At 61.8% G+C, this 16,134-nt stretch carries 16 protein-coding genes and 1 other RNA gene; 7 read left to right on the top strand and 10 right to left on the bottom strand.

The window, feature by feature from the left end; genetic code table 11:
- Nucleotides 1-49 precede the first annotated feature (49 nt).
- The 3 genes from NW857_RS03215 to NW857_RS03205 are packed head-to-tail and all read left to right on the top strand — an operon-like array spanning nucleotide 50 to nucleotide 3,719.
- The gene (locus NW857_RS03215) at nucleotides 50-1,486 is read left to right on the top strand and encodes a sugar transferase (RefSeq protein ID WP_414333207.1); all 1,437 of its coding nucleotides are present in this window, start codon (nucleotides 50-52) and stop codon (nucleotides 1,484-1,486) included.
- 9 nt (nucleotides 1,487-1,495) lie between these two features.
- Nucleotides 1,496-2,272 carry a phosphoribosylaminoimidazolesuccinocarboxamide synthase gene (gene purC / locus NW857_RS03210; RefSeq protein ID WP_414367920.1) on the top strand — a complete coding sequence of 259 codons (777 nt, stop codon included), beginning with the start codon at nucleotides 1,496-1,498 and terminating at the stop codon, nucleotides 2,270-2,272.
- A 7-nt stretch (nucleotides 2,273-2,279) separates the two neighbouring features.
- Nucleotides 2,280-3,719 carry a DUF2157 domain-containing protein gene (locus NW857_RS03205; RefSeq protein WP_414367918.1) on the top strand — a complete coding sequence of 480 codons (1,440 nt, stop codon included), beginning with the start codon at nucleotides 2,280-2,282 and terminating at the stop codon, nucleotides 3,717-3,719.
- Between the two features lie 12 nt (nucleotides 3,720-3,731).
- On the opposite strand, the gene hemC is transcribed toward NW857_RS03205, so the two are convergent.
- Nucleotides 3,732-4,718 (bottom strand): hydroxymethylbilane synthase, encoded by a 987-nt coding sequence (hemC, locus tag NW857_RS03200; RefSeq protein WP_414333202.1) that lies wholly within the window; start codon nucleotides 4,716-4,718, stop codon nucleotides 3,732-3,734.
- 270 nt (nucleotides 4,719-4,988) lie between these two features.
- Between hemC and NW857_RS03195 the strand changes: the two genes are divergently transcribed.
- The 4 genes from NW857_RS03195 (at nucleotide 4,989) to serS (ending at nucleotide 9,534) form a co-directional block, all read left to right on the top strand.
- Nucleotides 4,989-5,450 carry a YlqD family protein gene (locus NW857_RS03195; RefSeq protein ID WP_414333200.1) on the top strand — a complete coding sequence of 154 codons (462 nt, stop codon included), beginning with the start codon at nucleotides 4,989-4,991 and terminating at the stop codon, nucleotides 5,448-5,450.
- A 186-nt stretch (nucleotides 5,451-5,636) separates the two neighbouring features.
- Nucleotides 5,637-7,094 carry a glycosyltransferase gene (locus tag NW857_RS03190; RefSeq protein WP_414367915.1) on the top strand — a complete coding sequence of 486 codons (1,458 nt, stop codon included), beginning with the start codon at nucleotides 5,637-5,639 and terminating at the stop codon, nucleotides 7,092-7,094.
- Nucleotides 7,095-7,184: 90 nt separating this feature from the next.
- Nucleotides 7,185-8,177: a ketol-acid reductoisomerase gene (gene ilvC / locus NW857_RS03185; RefSeq protein WP_414333196.1), complete on the top strand. Its 993-nt coding sequence runs from the start codon at nucleotides 7,185-7,187 to the stop codon at nucleotides 8,175-8,177.
- Between the two features lie 34 nt (nucleotides 8,178-8,211).
- Nucleotides 8,212-9,534: a serine--tRNA ligase gene (serS, locus tag NW857_RS03180; RefSeq protein WP_414337797.1), complete on the top strand. Its 1,323-nt coding sequence runs from the start codon at nucleotides 8,212-8,214 to the stop codon at nucleotides 9,532-9,534.
- Nucleotides 9,535-9,553: 19 nt separating this feature from the next.
- Here serS and NW857_RS03175 read toward each other — a convergent pair whose 3' ends face one another.
- From NW857_RS03175 to NW857_RS03135, 9 genes are all read right to left on the bottom strand, one after another.
- On the bottom strand, nucleotides 9,554-9,967 hold the full coding sequence (locus NW857_RS03175) for a hypothetical protein (RefSeq protein ID WP_414333194.1): 414 nt from the start codon (nucleotides 9,965-9,967) through the stop codon (nucleotides 9,554-9,556).
- 80 nt (nucleotides 9,968-10,047) lie between these two features.
- An RNA gene (gene ffs, locus NW857_RS03170) (signal recognition particle sRNA small type) lies at nucleotides 10,048-10,145 on the bottom strand.
- Nucleotides 10,146-10,217: 72 nt separating this feature from the next.
- Nucleotides 10,218-10,934 (bottom strand): carbon dioxide-concentrating mechanism protein CcmK, encoded by a 717-nt coding sequence (locus NW857_RS03165; protein WP_414333192.1) that lies wholly within the window; start codon nucleotides 10,932-10,934, stop codon nucleotides 10,218-10,220.
- Between the two features lie 32 nt (nucleotides 10,935-10,966).
- Nucleotides 10,967-11,608, bottom strand: a complete 642-nt coding sequence (locus NW857_RS03160) for a hypothetical protein (RefSeq protein ID WP_414333190.1) — start codon at nucleotides 11,606-11,608, stop codon at nucleotides 10,967-10,969.
- A 63-nt stretch (nucleotides 11,609-11,671) separates the two neighbouring features.
- On the bottom strand, nucleotides 11,672-13,654 hold the full coding sequence (locus tag NW857_RS03155; RefSeq protein WP_414333188.1) for a ribulose bisphosphate carboxylase small subunit: 1,983 nt from the start codon (nucleotides 13,652-13,654) through the stop codon (nucleotides 11,672-11,674).
- A 63-nt stretch (nucleotides 13,655-13,717) separates the two neighbouring features.
- Nucleotides 13,718-14,017: a EutN/CcmL family microcompartment protein gene (locus NW857_RS03150; protein WP_414333186.1), complete on the bottom strand. Its 300-nt coding sequence runs from the start codon at nucleotides 14,015-14,017 to the stop codon at nucleotides 13,718-13,720.
- On the bottom strand, nucleotides 14,017-14,358 hold the full coding sequence (locus NW857_RS03145) for a carbon dioxide-concentrating mechanism protein CcmK (RefSeq protein ID WP_011433395.1): 342 nt from the start codon (nucleotides 14,356-14,358) through the stop codon (nucleotides 14,017-14,019). The genes NW857_RS03150 and NW857_RS03145 overlap by 1 nt, the downstream gene beginning before the upstream one ends.
- 74 nt (nucleotides 14,359-14,432) lie before the next feature.
- Nucleotides 14,433-14,741 (bottom strand): carbon dioxide-concentrating mechanism protein CcmK, encoded by a 309-nt coding sequence (locus tag NW857_RS03140; protein WP_011430450.1) that lies wholly within the window; start codon nucleotides 14,739-14,741, stop codon nucleotides 14,433-14,435.
- A 528-nt stretch (nucleotides 14,742-15,269) separates the two neighbouring features.
- Nucleotides 15,270-15,995, bottom strand: a complete 726-nt coding sequence (locus NW857_RS03135) for an energy-coupling factor ABC transporter ATP-binding protein (protein ID WP_414333183.1) — start codon at nucleotides 15,993-15,995, stop codon at nucleotides 15,270-15,272.
- Nucleotides 15,996-16,134 lie beyond the last annotated feature (139 nt).

Genomic DNA, 16,134 nt, shown 5'->3' with positions numbered 1-16,134 from the left:
CCTTTTCTGTAGGATTGTTTCCAGTCTTAACTGCTGGAGGAGATAGCTCTTGGCCAATCGCGCTGGCGGGACGGGTTTCTTTCGCGGCTACACCCTGAGCTTGGATCCGCATCGCCTGTGGGTGCCCTTGGCTTGTTTGGGGGATGGGCTCTGTATTTGGCTGGCCTTCGGGGCGGCTTATTGGCTGCGCAGCTTGCGCCCCCACCAGCTTTTGCCCTGGGATGTTTATGCTGGCCTGGGGTTGTTGACAGTCCTTAGCTATTGGGGCGTTCAGGCCGGCTTGGGAGGATACGGCGAATCGAAGCGCCTATCTCGCTTTGAGGAATGGGCCAGTTTGCTGCTGGGGCTGGGGGTGACCTTTGGCTTGGTGTTGGCGGGGGCCTTTTTCGTGCGCTCCGTCTCGCTGTCGCGCTTGGTGGTGGGCTATGCCGGCCTGCTGGCCCTGCTCGGCTTGACGGGGATGCGGGCGCTGCTGCGGCTGGGCATGGGCTGGCTGTATGCCCACGGCCAGGGGCGGCGAAGGGTCATCTGGGTGGGATCCGGCCTGCTCTTGGCTGAGGTGCTGGAGCGGCTGGAGCGCTGCCCAGCCTTGGGGTTTGAGATTAAGGCTTGGGCCGTGGCCGGGGATCCCTCGGCGCCGGAACCAGAGCCTCTGCAGAAGCTGGAGCGGCTGGAGCCCAGCCACCTGGTGGCCTATGTGCAGGCTCACCCCGAGATCGAAGAGGTGTGGTTTGGGCAGCCGGAGCTGGCCAATGCACCTCTGTTGCTCAGCTTGCAGGCCCTGTCGGTGCAGGTGCGGCTGGTGCCAGATATCCTTGGTTTTTTGACGGTGAACTTCAGCCTCCAGTCCCTGGACGGGATCCCGCTGCTGACGCTGCGCCAGCCCCCTCTGCGCTACGCCCACAACCGTTTCCTCAAGCGAGCGGTAGACATCCTAGGGGCCTCCCTGGGCCTGGTGTTGCTCAGCCCCTTATTTTTGGTCATCGCCCTGCTGGTGGCCTGCAGCAGCCCCGGCCCCATCTTGTATTGGCAGGAGCGGGTGAGCTTGGATGGGCGCCGCTTTTGGATTGCCAAGTTCCGCACCATGCGGGTGGATGCCGAGGCAGCCGGCCAGCCGGGCTGGACGCGCCCCGGGGATCCGCGCCGAACCAAGATAGGAGCCTTTTTGCGCCGCACCAACCTGGACGAGCTGCCCCAGCTTTGGAACGTCTTGAAGGGGGAAATGAGCCTGGTGGGCCCCCGCCCGGAGCGGCCCTACTTCGTGGAGCAATTTAGCCAGGAGATCCCCAAGTATCCGGATCGGCATTTGGTGAAAAGTGGCCTCACCGGCTGGGCTCAGATCCACGGCCTGCGGGGAGACACCAGCATTGCCCGCCGCACCCAGTATGATCTCTACTATGTGCAAAACTGGTCTCTGTGGCTGGATCTGCGCATCCTCGCCATTACCCTTTGGCAAGGGATCCGCGGACGGCTGACCGGCTATTAGGGGTTGCCCATGCCATCCTCGCCCACGTCCCCAGAGCTCCTCTACGAGGGCAAGGCCAAGCGGGTCTACCGCACCGCCGATCCCCAGGTTTACCTCTGCCAATACAAAGACGACGCCACGGCCTTCAACGCCCAAAAGCGGGGATCCATCGCCGGCAAAGGGGAGGTCAACTGCACCGTCTCCAGCCGGGTGTTTGCCTACCTGGCGCAGCAGGGCATCCGCAACCACTTTTTGGCCCAGACCGGCCCCCGAGAGATGCAGGTGCGCGCCCTGCGGATCCTGCCCTTGGAAGTGGTGGTGCGCAACCGCACGGCCGGCAGCCTCTGCCGGCGCCTAGGCCTGGAGCAGGGCCTGCCCATCCAGCCGCCGCTGGTGGAGTTCTACTACAAAAACGACGCCTTGGGGGATCCCTTGGTAACCCCCGACCACATCCGCCTGTTGCACCTGGCCACGCCAGAGCAAGTGGAGAAGCTGGGATCCCTGGCCTTGGCGGTCAACACTCACCTTCGCAACTTCTGGCAGCGCTGCCGGCTGGAGCTGGTGGACTTTAAGCTGGAGTTTGGCCTGGACGAGCAAGGGGAGATCTGGCTGGCGGACGAGATCAGCCCCGACACCTGCCGCCTGTGGGATCTAGAAGGGACTGAGCCGCGGGTGTTGGATAAAGACCTCTTTCGCTTTGATCTCGGCGATCCAGCAGCCGGCTACCAAGAGGTGCTGCAGCGAGTGCTCCAGGCTACTGATCCCAATCTCCCCTCTCCTGCAGCGCGGGAGAGGGGCAGGGGGTGAGGGTGCCATGACTTCTCCCCGCTCCTCTGGCCCCGACGACCGCTTCCGCCGCCAACTGGCCGACCTGTTGGACACCTGGGTGGAGCAGGGGCTGATTCAGCCGGCGCAGCGGGATCGCCTGCGGGAGTACTACCAACTCGATAGCTTGCCGCGAACAGCCGCCAGCCGCTTTACCCTGGTGCTGCTGCTGTTGGGCGCCGTGCTGGTGGGCTTGGGGGTGATCTCCTTCGTGGCCGCCAACTGGGACGCCATTCCCCGCTCGGCCAGAGCCTTGGGATCCCTGGCCCTCACGGTGGGACTGCAGGTGGCCGGCTTGCGACTTTGGCAGCAGGGATCCCCGCGCTTGGGCAGCGCTTTGTTGGTGGCGGGCGAGCTGTCTTTGGGGGCCGCCATTGGCCTGATGGCCCAGTGGGTTCAAATCGGGGGATCCCCGGCGGGCTTGTTCTTGGGCTGGGGGCTGGGCAGCTTGGCCGTGGCCTACAGCTTGTTCCACACCCCCAGTGGCGTCCTGGCCTGTCTCTTATTCGCCCTGGCCGGGATGACTGACCTGTGGCAGAGGGGGATCCGCTCGGCTCTGGATCCCCTCTACCCCTGGCTGGCCCTTGGTCTCTTGCTGCCCCTTGCCTACGGGTGCCGCTCCCGCTGGATCTTTGCCCTGGCTTTGGTGGACTTCGGCCTGGCGCTACAAAGGTCGGCAGAGGTCTGGGACAGCTCTGGAGAAGGCTTGACCCTCTGGCTGCTGCTTGGTCTTGCCGTTGTCTGGGGCCTGGGCTTTTGGCACCAACGCCATGGTTACCGGCTAAGCCGGATTTTGACCGGAGAAAATGGCCAGGATGGCGAGCAGGAGCAAGGCTTGGATCTGATCCCGACGGCGGAGGGCCTGGCTTTGCTGGGGCTGGGTTTCTTGCTCTACGTCTGGAGCTTCCGTGACCCCTGGGACTGGGATCCCGACCCCTCACCTCTGTTCCAAGCTGTGGATCCCTGGGCAAGCTTGTCGGCGGCAGGGTTGCTGCTGCTGGCTGGCTGGGGCTGGTGGCAGGGGTGGCAGGCCAAGAGATCCCAGCCCATTTCCGCCTGGCTCAAGGATGCCGTCGTTTTCCTCTCCCTGATTACCCTGGCCCTTTTGCTGGTGATCAGCAATGCTGTTTCTGGGGACTTGACCTCAAGAGTGGCCCTGGCCTTTGTTGCCCCCTGGATCCTAACCCTGCTGCTGGTGGGGTTGTCGGCGATCCTCTGCTGGGAAGGGTTGCAGCAGGGGCTGCGGGGGCGCTTCTGGCAGGGGCTATTGGGGCTAACCCTGGTGGTGCTGACCCGCTTTTTCGAGTACGAGACCGGCCTCTTGGCCAAGTCGGCGGTGTTGGTGGCCTGCGGGATCGGCGTGATCTGGGTGGGGCTGAAGGTTGAGCAGCGGCTAAACCGATCCCTACCGCCGGCTCCGCGACCCTGAAAACCAGGCAGTCTAGCGGCGAGCCTGGGCAAAAATGGCCTGCAGGATTTCGTCGGCCCCCTGTTGCTTCAGCTTTTCCGCCAGGGAGATTCCCACCGCTTCCGGAGCGGCAGTGGATCCCGTTTGGGTATCGCGGATCAGCCGTCGCCCCTCTAGGTCGGCCACCATGCCGGTTAGGTGCAGCTCTTCCCCCTGGACTTGGCTGTGGACGCCGATGGGCACCTGACAGCCCCCCTCCAGCGCCCGCAAGAAAGCTCGCTCGGCCAAACAGCGGGCTGTGGCCTCCCCATCGGCCAAGGGTTGAATGAGCTCCAGGATCCGCTCGTCCCCCTGCCGGCACTCGATGCCGAGGGATCCCTGGCCAACGGCGTACAAGGACACGCTGGGATCTAGCACCTCGTGGATCCGCTGTGCTTGGCCCAGGCGCTTTAGCCCGGCCACCGCCAAGATCAGGCCGTCGTACTCCCCCCGATCCAGCTTGGCCAAGCGAGTGTTGAGGTTGCCCCGCACGTCCTTAAACTGCAGGTGGGGAAAGGCGTGGCGCAGTTGGGCCAGTCGCCGCAAAGAGGAAGTGCCGATCACCGTCCCTGCTGGTAGGGTGGCCAGGTGGTAGCCGCGCAGCTCCTCCCGCACCACCAAAGCGTCCAGAGGATCCTCCCGCCGGGTGATGGCCCCCAACACCAAGCCTTCTGGCAAGCGGGTGGGCAAATCCTTGAGGCTGTGCACCGCCAGGTCGCTGCTGCCGTTGAGCAGGCTAACCTCCAACTCCTTGGTAAATAGGCCCTTGTCGCCGATTTTGGCCAGCGCCACATCCAGGATGATGTCTCCCTGGGTGGAAAGGGTGTGCAGCTCTAGGGGCAACCCCGGATGGTGGGCCTGCAACTGCTCCATGACCCAGTGGGTCTGGGCCAAGGCCAGCTCGCTTTTGCGGGAGGCGATCCGCACCGGCCGGGCAGCCCCAGCCGAGGGTTGCCAGGGAGTTGAGGCCAGTTCGCTCATGGCTGCTGCAAAATCCGAGAACACCGTCTTTCACGCTAGCCGAATCTGCGCCGCCGCAGGGCAGCGGCCTTCAAGATCCTTAACCAAAACCGCCATTTCCCCCCAGCCGAGACTTTACTGCGGGGATCCCAGCCAGTAGGATAAATAGATGGATTCTCCGGCTCGGCGGGGGAAAATTCCTTCTGTTGAGCTCCTCTTCCCCAAACCCAGAGCTTTTAGGGGAGATTTCTACAATCCCAGTTTGGTTGGTCGTCTGCCTGGATAGGTTCTATGGAAGAAAACAACGTCAGCAACGGCACTCAGCTACTGCTTAAGCGCAACATCCCCATCAAGGTGGTGGTCACCCCCCTTTGGAAAAAGGAAATGCAGGAGCAATTGGAGCGGCAGATCGAAGCCACCGATGCTCAGATGCAACAACTGGAGTTTCAGGGCAAGCGGGCCATTGCCGAACTGGAAAAACAGAGCTCTAACCCCAACAGCCCCCAAGTCCTCCAACAGGTGGAAGCGGTGAAAAGCCGCGTGAATGAGCAGAAGATCCGGCTCTTGGATCAGAAAAATCAACTGTTGCAACAGATCAACCAACTGACCACCCTGGAGCTCAACCAAGAAGTGCTGCAGGGCAACGTGGAGAGCTTCTTCCGCGTCCAAAAAGGAGACAACCTGATCCAGAAAATGCAGGTCGAGATCCTCCTGGAAGATGGGGTGATCAAGGAGATTCGCGGCAACCCCTAGGCTCCTCGCCTCTTGCCGGAGAACCGGAGCTAGGGATCCCCAACTTTTCTCGCCTGCAGAAACTCAAGAACTCTGTTTCGCCGGCACAATAGGTGACAATAAGTAACAGCCTCTTAACAGCCTTCGGAATAAAGTCCCGATAGGTTGGCGGGGGTGGTTAACATTGGCGCCCGTGGGAGGATTCCTGTGTCTGAGTTCGTCTGGTCAGAGCCGGAGCCCCTTGAGGATCTGCATCTTCCCGACTGGCTGCTGACCTCGGCCCAACGCCGCCGCCTCAAGGCTCTGCTGGTTCTGGCCATGGTGTGGGGAGTGGTCAGCCTAATGCATGTGCTGCCGACGGCTCGCTGGATCACCATGGGGTTGGCCACGTTCATGGTGATCCACATCAGTCGGTTATTTCGTCTGCAGCCGGCAGCCTCCCCGCCCCCCCTGCGACTTCCTTCTGGCGACGTGACCTGCCGGGATCCTGGATCAACGGATAAGGGCTCCGTCCCACCGAGGCAGCCGGATGCGGAGTTGAGTGGGCTGGCCCTGCCCCGCGTGGCCGTTTTGATCCCGGCCAAAAACGAAAGCGCAGTGCTCCCGCGGCTGTTGCACAGCTTGACCCAGCTCCGCTACCCCACCAGCCATCTGGAGCTGTGGGCCATCGACGATGCCAGCAGCGATGCCACCCCTGACGTTCTGCGGGAAGCCCAGAAGCAGATCCCGCACCTACGGGTCTACCGGCGGCAGCCGGGGCAAGGAGGAGGCAAATCTGGTGCCCTCAACGAGGTATTGCCCCTGACCCAAGGAGAGATCATCCTGGTCTGCGATGCCGATGCTGTGGTGCCCTCCGATTTTCTTGTCCGCACTCTGCCCTTGTTTGTTCAAGTGGGAAGGACTCCATCCCGCTTGCGCAGCCGTTTCAGCAGACGGGCAGTGGGCGCCGTTCAGGTGCGCAAGGCCCTGGGCAACCCCAACGTCAACTTCTGGACGCTGGGCCAGGTGGCGGAAATGGCCTCCGATGCCTACTTGCAGCAGCAGCGGGTGGCCGTAAGAGGTATTGGCGAGCTACGCGGCAACGGCCAATTGGTGCGGCGAGATGTCTTGGAAAAGTGCGGTGGTTGGAACGAGGCCACACTCACCGATGATCTGGATCTCACCTTTAAGCTGCACCTGGCGGGCGTAGATATTGCCTTCTTGACGGAGCCGGCCATTGTTGAAGAAGGAGTCACCTCCTGGAAAAGTCTCTGGCATCAGCGCTGCCGCTGGGCGGAAGGAGGCTATCAGCGCTATCTCGACTACTGGCCGGGGATCCTCGGTCGCCGCATGGGCATGGCCAAAACGGTGGATCTCTGGGCCTTTTTTATTTCTCAGTATCTGCTGCCGATGGCCTTGGTTCCCGATACCCTCTGGGTGCTGTTGACAGGCCACTCTTCTGTGCTGCTGCCTTTGAACGCCCTGGTGATGGGCTGCCTGACGGTGGCCTTTTACCGGGGGCTGCGTCACGTGGAAGGCTTGCGCGGACGGCAGCTTTGGTGGCACACTGCCCTTGGCTTGGTCTACATGCTCCACTGGCTGCCGGTGATGATCGCCACAACCGCTCGCATGTGTGTGCAGCCCAAGCGCCTGAGGTGGGTGAAAACCGTTCATCACGGAGTCTGATCTGGGCAACTGGAGTGTTCAGGGATCCCTTGGTTCCTGCTATCCTAGTCAAGCACCTGCTCACAAGACACCCAGTACCCCTGCTCGACCATGGCTCGCCTCTACTACGACCCCGACGCCAACCTGGAGCTTCTGGCCGACAAAACCGTTGCCATCATCGGCTATGGCAGCCAAGGCCATGCCCACGCCCTCAACCTGCGCGACAGTGGTGTCAACGTCCTCGTCGGCCTCTATCCCGGCAGCCCCTCTTGGCCCAAAGCGGAGCAGGACGGGTTGACGGTCAAGACCGTAGCAGATGCTGCGGCTGCCGCCGACTGGGTGATGATCCTGCTGCCCGATGAGGTGCAAAAGGCCGTTTTCCAGAGCGAGATCCGCCCGCATTTGCAGCCGGGGAACGTGCTCCTCTTTGCCCACGGCTTCAACATCCACTTTGGGCAGATCCAGCCGCCGGCAGATGTGGATGTCATCATGGTCGCCCCCAAAGGCCCTGGACACTTGGTGCGGCGCACCTACCAAGAAGGTCAAGGGGTGCCCTGCCTGTTTGCCGTCCATCAGGATGCCTCCGGGATGGCGCGGGAGCGGGCCATGGCCTACGCCAAAGGGATCGGCGGCACGCGGGCCGGTATTTTGGAGACCAGCTTTCGGGAAGAGACGGAAACGGATCTCTTTGGGGAGCAGGTGGTGCTCTGTGGCGGCCTCACGGCTCTGATCAAGGCGGGGTTTGAGACCCTGGTGGAAGCGGGCTACCAACCGGAACTGGCCTACTTCGAGTGCCTGCACGAAGTTAAGCTAATCGTGGATCTCATCGTCGAAGGTGGCCTGGAAAAGATGCGCCACAGCATCTCCAACACGGCAGAGTACGGCGACTACACCCGTGGCCCCCGCATCATCACGGAGCAAACCCGCGCCGAAATGAAACGGATCCTCGCCGAGATCCAAAGCGGTCAATTTGCCCGCGAGTTTGTCTTGGAAAACCAGGCCGGCAAGCCAGGGTTTACGGCGATGCGCCGCCGCGAGGCGGAACACCCCCTCGAGCAGGTGGGCAAGGAGCTGCGGGCCATGTTCAGCTGGCTGAAGAAATAGGTTGGGTATCTGGAGCCGAGGGTAGGCAATCTCTGTGCTGGATCTGAAGCTGCTGCGGGATCGCCCAGAACAGGTACGCCAAGCCCTGGACAAGCGCGGGGCGACGGTCGATCTGGACGGGATCCTACAGTTGGATCGGGAGCGGCGCCAGTTGGAGACTCGCCGCGGATCCTTGCAGGCAGAAAGCAACAGCCTCGGCAAGAAAGTCGGCGAGCTCATCCGTCAGGGAGCGGATCCCCAAGGTTCCGCAGTGGCGGCTCTGCGGCAGCAGGGGGCAGATCTCAAGGCCGAGATCGCCCAACTGGAGCAGCAAGAACGGGAGCTGGAGGAGGAGATGCGCGCCCGGCTGCTCACCCTGCCCAACCTGCCCCTGCCCAGCGTGCCGGTGGGCCGAGATGCGGCCGACAACGTGGAGGTGCGCCGCTGGGGAGATGAGCTGAAACCCGCCCATCCCGTCCTTCCCCACGACGAAATTGCCGAGAACCTGGGTCTCTTGGAGATTGGCCGCGCCGTCAAGGTGGCCCAGAGTCGCTTTGTAGCCATGGTGGGGGCGGGGGCGGCTCTGGAGCGGGCCTTGATCGCCATGATGCTGGAGCGCCACCTTGCCGCCGGCTACACCGAGGTGATCCCGCCCTTGTTGGTCAACAGCGCCGCTTTGCAGGGGACGGGGCAGTTGCCCAAGTTTGCCGAGGAGAGCTTTCGCTGCGCCGACGATGACTTGTGGCTGATCCCGACGGCGGAGGTACCCCTCACCAACCTGTACCGGGATGAGGTGATCCCTGCGGAAGCCCTCCCTCTCTACTTCTGTGCTTACACCCCTTGTTTTCGCCGCGAGGCCGGCAGCTATGGTCGCGACACCAAGGGCCTGATCCGGCTGCACCAGTTTCAAAAAGTGGAGTTGGTCAAGGTCACTCGCCCAGATCAATCGGAAGCCGAACACGAAAAGCTGGTGCAAGATGCCGAGGCCATCTTGCAGATGTTGGAACTGCCCTACCGGGTGGTGGAGCTGTGTACCGGCGATCTGGGATTTTCAGCGGCCCGATGTTTTGATCTGGAGGTGTGGTTCCCCTCCCAAAATCAGTACCGCGAGATCTCCAGTTGCTCCAACTGCTGGGACTTTCAGGCGCGCCGCGCCAACCTGCGCTACAAAGAGGCCGGGCAAAAAGGCACCTACTTCGTCCACACTCTGAACGGCTCCGGCTTGGCGGTGGGGCGCTCCCTAGCTGCCCTGTTGGAAAATCACCAACAGCCGGATGGCTCGATTCGCATTCCCCAGGCGCTGCGCCCCTTTCTCAGCTCTCGCTTTCTCTCGCAAGATGGGATCCTCCAGGCTGCTCCCTCCGGTTGGCCTCACTAGCAAAGTCGGGATGGCGAGCTCAGGAGTTTCTGGCTTCCTTCTTGATGCGGTCTAGTTCTGCCTGCAATTCGGCAATTTTCTGGCGCAGACGGGCTGCTTCCGAAAGTTCGATGGCAGTGCTTGCCTCCACCTCGGCATCGCTGATGTCATCGATGTTAATCCTGCGGGGGCCGGCAGTTTGCCTTTCCTCCCCCTTGCGATTGGCATTGGCAGCAATGGCATCCATGTAGGCCCGCGCCTCTTCAGCAGTCATCGCCCCCCGCTCCACCAGTTCGTCCACCAAAGCTTGTGCCTGCTTGCGCAGCTCCAGCAGACGGCTACCCGCCTTGCCGGCCACCTTGGCGGCGTTGTCTGCCGCCACAGCGGCCAAACCCATGCCGAAGTAGAAAGCCTTCTGTGCCCAATTGGCGAGGGGATTATCTGTCTCGGACATAGCGTGGTGGGCTGCCAGGACAAAAGGAAGAAAAGCTTGACCGAGAATGACCCAGCAGAAAGAAACATGGAGAAGCAAGGGGCGACCCGGGTTGACGCGCCTGCTCTGAGCATCCCGTGGTGCTGCTATCTTCCGATCCTGACACGGTTTGGGCGTCGGAGCTGCACGGACCCAGGTCTTTGATTAGCCTAGCACTTTTCCCCTCTGCCTTGCTCGGCTTTCTTGGGTGAGGATGGATCGGTCGGCGGGGCTAGGGAGTTTCAGGCGGCTCCAGGTAAACCGGGATCCGCTCCACAGCCGCATCGCTGCGCCGCACTTCCTGTTCCTGAACTTGAGGAAGGGTTACCGGCAGGGTAACGGGCTGGGCCACAAAACAACTGGCCACCGGCAGCGCCTGCTCCAACTCGTCGAGGGGGCGCGGGATCACGGCCACCGCGTTCAGCTCGCCGATACGTTCCGCCTCGTACATACCCGCATCGATGGCAATGGCCACGTTGGCCACCGTGCCTCGAATGATGGCCGTACAGAGGCCGTCTCCAATGGTCTCGTAGGCCGCCAACTGGACATCCGCCGTTTTCAGCATCGTGTCGGCAGCCCCCACCATGGCCGGGAAGCCGCGGGTTTCCAACAGGCCCACGGCCAAGTTGCTGAGGCGGCTGTAGCCGCGGTTTTGGGCCAGTTGAGACAGCTTGCTGCTAATCGGCAGCACCGCTTCTAAGTTGGGCAGGGGGCGCGGGATCACCAAACTGGAGATCTCCTCTTGCTCGAACTGGCGGGCCAGCTCAATTCCCTCCTCAATGGCAATGCGCACGTCGGCAATTCCCCCCCGCACAATCGCCGTACAGTAGCCTCCTGAGATCTTCTCGAAGCCGATCAGGGTCACGCCTGCCGATTTGGTCATGGCGTCGGCAATGCGCACAATGACCGGAAAGCTGCGCGTCTGAATCAGGCCCAGAGAGGTTGACATCGGCCTCCTAACCACTCATGCCAGTTTAGCCGTCAGAGCCGGCCATCCCCAGAGGAAAGCACCTGCCGATAGGGATAGATCTTGCCCAAGAGGCGATCCAATTCCGAATGGCCGGGGATCCCGTTGAGCTTGCGCGTCTTGGTCTTGGGGGAGCCGGATTTTTCTTGGGTTTGCTTTTCGACGTTGGCCACCGGAGAACTGGGAGGAACCGGCTCAGGCCGCGTTGCTGGAGCCATTTCCCCTGTTGCTGGCGAGGGCTCTGCCTGGGTGGGCTTGCCGTCCTGGAGAGCGAAACCATAGGTGGGATCCCCAAGCAGGGAGCCGGGAGGGATCACCGCTTGGCTGAGCACCGAACAATTGAGCAGCGTGGTTTCCGAGCCAATGCAGGCATTTTTGCCGATGGTGCCCTGCCCGATCACCAGCACCCCCATTCCCAAGGTTGCTCCCGCCTCCACGATGAGGGATCCCCCACAGGCGTGCAGAACAGATCCCATGCCGATACAGACGCCTCGCCCAATCTGGATCCGACAGCCGGGGTTGGCCCGCAGCAGCACCCCTGCCCCAATGCCTGCCCCCGCCTCCACCTGCACCTCACCACTGACAAGATAGCGAGTTTCGTCGTTCTGGCCGGGCAAGGCGCGGAGCGTCATGGAGTCGGGCAAAGTCGAGGCCAAGGTGCTCCTCATCGCTGGGGGGTTGGGCTTGAGCCAACAGAGGTCAAGAAAAATGGAGATCCCTCAGGGAGTTTGGATGATCTGCTCCAGCACCCGCCGTTTGGCCTTGGGATCGATCCCCAGCAGGCGAACGTATTCGCCGCGATGTTCCTCCAGGCAGGCTTCCAGAGCCGCCACCACCTGGGGCACCTGGGTGGCCTCGATGGGGCTGCAGCTTTGCCAAGAAGACGTGCGAAAACGGCGCTTGTCCGCATGTTCGGTGCCGATGCGGTAGCCTTGGCTGAGCAATTGCTGCACCTGAGCCACCACTTCGCTGCTGAGGCGGGTGCCAGGGGTGGGAGAAAAAGAAGCACCGGGAGCAGCGGATCCTTGAGTTGCGGGGGCGGAAGCCGTCGCCGACCTGCCGCCAGGGGTTTGGATGATGCGCTCGTAGACCCGCCGTTTGGCCTTGGGATCGATCCCCAGCAGGCGCACATACTCTCCCCTATGTTCGGCCAGGGCAGCCGTCAGCTTGGCCAACACCTCCGGCCCGCGGGTGGCACGAATGGCCGGCCCGCTCTGCCAGGAAGAGGTTTTGAAGCGACGCTCGTCGGCATACTCGTAGCCGATGCGATAGCCCTGGGCCAGCAGCCGGTGCACCTCCTCCTGCACCTCCAGATCCAGGCCAGCACTGCCACCTGCCGCAGGAACTGTATCTGTCATCGCGCCCCCGCCTGCAGGACTGCCGCTCACCTGGCCTTGCGGGGTTTGAATCACCTTCTCCAGCACCCGCTGTTTGGCCTTGGGATCGATCCCCAGCAGGCGCACATACTCTCCCCTATGTTCGGCCAGGGCCGCCTGTACAGCGGCCAGGATCTCTTGGGCCGAGCCGCTCCAATTGCCCAAAGTCTGCCAGGAAGAGGTGCGGTAGCGGCGGACATCGGCCACCTCCAGGCCGACGCGATACCCCTGCGCCAAGAGCGTCCGGATCTCCTCCTCCAGCCCTGCGTCAGAGCGAAAGCCAGATGTACCAGAACCTGGGGCAGCAGCTGCCGAGACGCGGCCGGGGATCCCAGAGACCAGCGCCGGCCCAGCAGGGGTTTGGATGATCTGCTCCAGCACCCGCCGTTTGGCCTTGGGATCGATCCCCAGCAGGCGCACATATTCGCCTTGGTGCTCCGCCAGGATGGCCCCCAGCGATTGCACCACCTCCGCCTCGTGGGTGCTGGCAATTGGGCTGCCGCTTTGCCAGGAGGAGGTGCGGAAGCGACGCTCATCGGCATATTCCAGGCCCACGCGATAGCCTTGGGCCAACAGGGCGCGAATTTGCTCCACCACCTCCGGCTTGAGAGCCGATCCGCCGCCGTTCCGGCCATTGGCGCGATGGGAGGAATGGGTCATGGGTGCTGTCTCCGTAGCCGTTGAGTTAGAAGCGCGCGACTGCAGTTCGTTGCGAATGGGGGCGATACAGACGAGGTTTTCGCTGCACTGGTAGCCCTCCCGCAGGGCTTGGTTGATGCCGATCACGTGCTGGGCAAACTTGGCGTCGCTATCTTGGACGTCCGGCAGCCGGTCGGCCTCGGCCTGCGTGGTGATGATGGATCCAGAAGGCACATACTTGCCGGGGGGGATCTCCACATCCTGAATCAGACAATGCAACATGATGATGCAGCCATCCCCCACCCGAGCATTGAACACCGTGGAGCGGAAGCCGATAAAGCAATCGTTGCCCACGTAGGCAGGCCCGTGGATCAAAGCCATGTGGGCAATAGAGGTGTTTCTGCCGATCCAAACCGAGTAGGGCTGGCCGTCTTCTCCTATCACCCGCCCCTGTTCCAGACCGTGGATGACCACCCCATCCTGAATGTTGGATCGGGCGCCAATGTGGAAGGGGGATCCCTCGTCAGCACGAATGGAAGTTCCCGGAGCGATCAGCACCTCCGCTTCCACCCGCACATCCCCAATGAGGTTGGAAAAAGAATGCACGTAGGCGGTGGGATCGATCTGGGGCTCCGCCAGTCGGCGAGACCAAGGCGTTGGCGGTGCAGCATAGGTGTGAGCAGGCATAACCGTGAGCCTCTAGAACACAGTAGGGCGGACAAGGGCAGCAAGAGAGCTAAGGGATCCCAGCTAGCGTTGATCGCGCTTGTTGTAGAGGGAGCGACCGCCAACGCTGACGGTATCGATGATCGCCATCACCACCGCATCCAGCGGGCGGGTCTGGTTTCCCTGCGGCTGGCGAGCAGCGCTGCCTTGGCTGATCAGCACCCACTCGTCGGTGCCCGCCCCCACCGGATCGGCAGCCACTGCATAGTCGGGTTGCGGCTGACCCTCGAGATCGACATACTGCACCAACAAAAACTTCACGCCCGTCAGGCTGGGATCCTTTTGGGTGCTGGTGACGGTGCCCCGCACAATGGCGATACGCATCAGGGACGGGTGAAGGGACGGATGGCATTCACCCCTTCGCGGAACTGGGCCACATCCTCGGTGTAGCGAATGGGCAACACGTACTCGAGGTTTTCGTGAGGACGGGCGATAATGTGCCAAGACAACAACTGGCCGCCGTTTACCCGCTTCACCGAGTCAATGCCGGCAGCCACCGAAGCTTGCACCTCAGAGACATCCCCCCGCACGATCACGGTGACCCGACCGCTGCTGATTTTTTCGTAGCCCACCAGGGTAACGCGGGCTGCTTTGACCATGGCGTCGGCAGCTTCCACCACTGCCGGGAAGCCCAGGGTTTCGATCATTCCAACTGCAATAGCCATAGGTACTCCTTACGCTGAAAATGGGGTGCGAACTCTAGGGATCGGGGGCAGCTTCTGAATCCTCTTCAGAGGAACTAGGTGCGGAACTGCTCCACCGCCTCGGTGTAGCGGATGGGCAGCACAAACTCCAGGTTCTCGTGGGGCCGGGCGATGATGTGGTGGGAGAGAATCTCACCGCCACTCACCCGCTTGGCAGACTCCAAACCGGCAGCCACCGAGGCCTGCACCTCCGAGACATCCCCCCGCACGATCACGGTGACCCGACCGCTGCCGATTTTTTCATAACCCACCAGGGTAACGCGGGCTGCTTTGACCATAGCGTCGGCAGCTTCCACCACTGCCGGGAACCCACGGGTTTCGATCATTCCAACTGCAATAGGCATATCAACTCTCCACTTTTGAACACTCAGTTCCTGAACGTTGCCGAACCCGGCAATAAGGCCAATCGATCTGCAAATTGATTTGGCTTATTGGGTTCGATCCTGCACTCTCCCTCGGACTCATCTGAGAGATCCTCTGCCCAAACCTCGATGGACAGCTTTTCCCAGAACACCTACCCCCGCCGACACAGACCTCCCCACAGGGAAGGCCCTGCCCAGCCGCCGACCTCAGACCCAATCAGACTGAAGCCAGAAAAGGTCGTAGGAGCCATCAGCGTTAACCGCAACTGTCACTCCGGCGGGCAAAGCTGCCAACTCTAAGCTAAGTCCCCATCTTTCTTGCACAAAATCGATCATACAAAATCGATGAGGACGGCCCAGAGAAGGGATCCCCCGACTTAACAAAATGATATCCCCATTTAATCCTGGACGAAAATCAATATTTTTAATTAGCGCGATAGCTTTTGATTAAGAGAGGCAAAATTGTTATCAATTCAAAAATAATTCTTGACATCTGTTCAATTTTTGCCGTTATCGGCGCAGCGAGGGGGGCACTTCCAAGCCATGGGCTTCCATGAGGTCGGCTTGGCTCATCAGGTGGGCCGGGGATCCCTGGGCCCAGATGCGGCCTTGATCTAGGAGAATCACCTGATCGCACACCGCCAGGATCAGCTCCAGATCGTGGGAAGCCAGCAGAAAAGTGTGGGCAGCCTGTTGCAAAAAGGTCATCAACCGTCGCCGAGCTCGCAAATCGAGGTTGGCCGTTGGCTCGTCGTAGAGCACCAACCGGGGTTGCATCGCCAGGATCCCGGCAATGGCGACCATGCGCTTTTCCCCACCGGAGAGATGATGGGGTGGGCGAGCGGCCAGGTGCAGGGTGCCGGTCATCTGCAGGGCGGCCTCAACTGCAGTCGCGATCTCCGCCTCAGAACGTCCCAGGTTGCGCGGCCCAAAGGCCACATCTTCGGCCACCGATGGGGCAAACAATTGGTCATTGGGATCTTGAAACACCAAGCCCACCTCGGGGCGAAACTGGCCGGGCTGCAGCGGCTGGCCAAACAAGCTCACCTGGCCAGAGCAGAGGGGCAACAGGCCACAGAGGGTGAGGAACAGAGTGGTTTTGCCGGCGCCATTGGGGCCGATCACCCCCAGATGCTGCCCAACCTCGACCCGCAGATCCAGCCCTTGCAGCACCGGCGGATGGCCGGGATAAGCTATCCACAATTGGTTGACCTCCACCGCCGGCACCGGGTTCATGGCAAGGCTAGGGCCTCTGCAGGTGTTTCCAGCGCTCCTGGGTGGCGGCAGGGGTGAGCTGCAGGGTGGGCACGCTGGGGCTGGTCAGGTCGATCTGGAGAATGTCGTCGGGTGTACACTCGCAGTAGCGGCGCAGATC

Origin of the sequence: Synechococcus sp. H55.9, assembly GCF_047462355.1 — a bacterium.
In the GTDB taxonomy this organism is placed as follows: Bacteria; Cyanobacteriota; Cyanobacteriia; order Thermostichales; family Thermostichaceae; genus Thermostichus.
The sequence above is the reverse complement of the archived record's forward strand: the minus strand, read 5'-3'. Positions and strand labels throughout refer to the sequence as shown.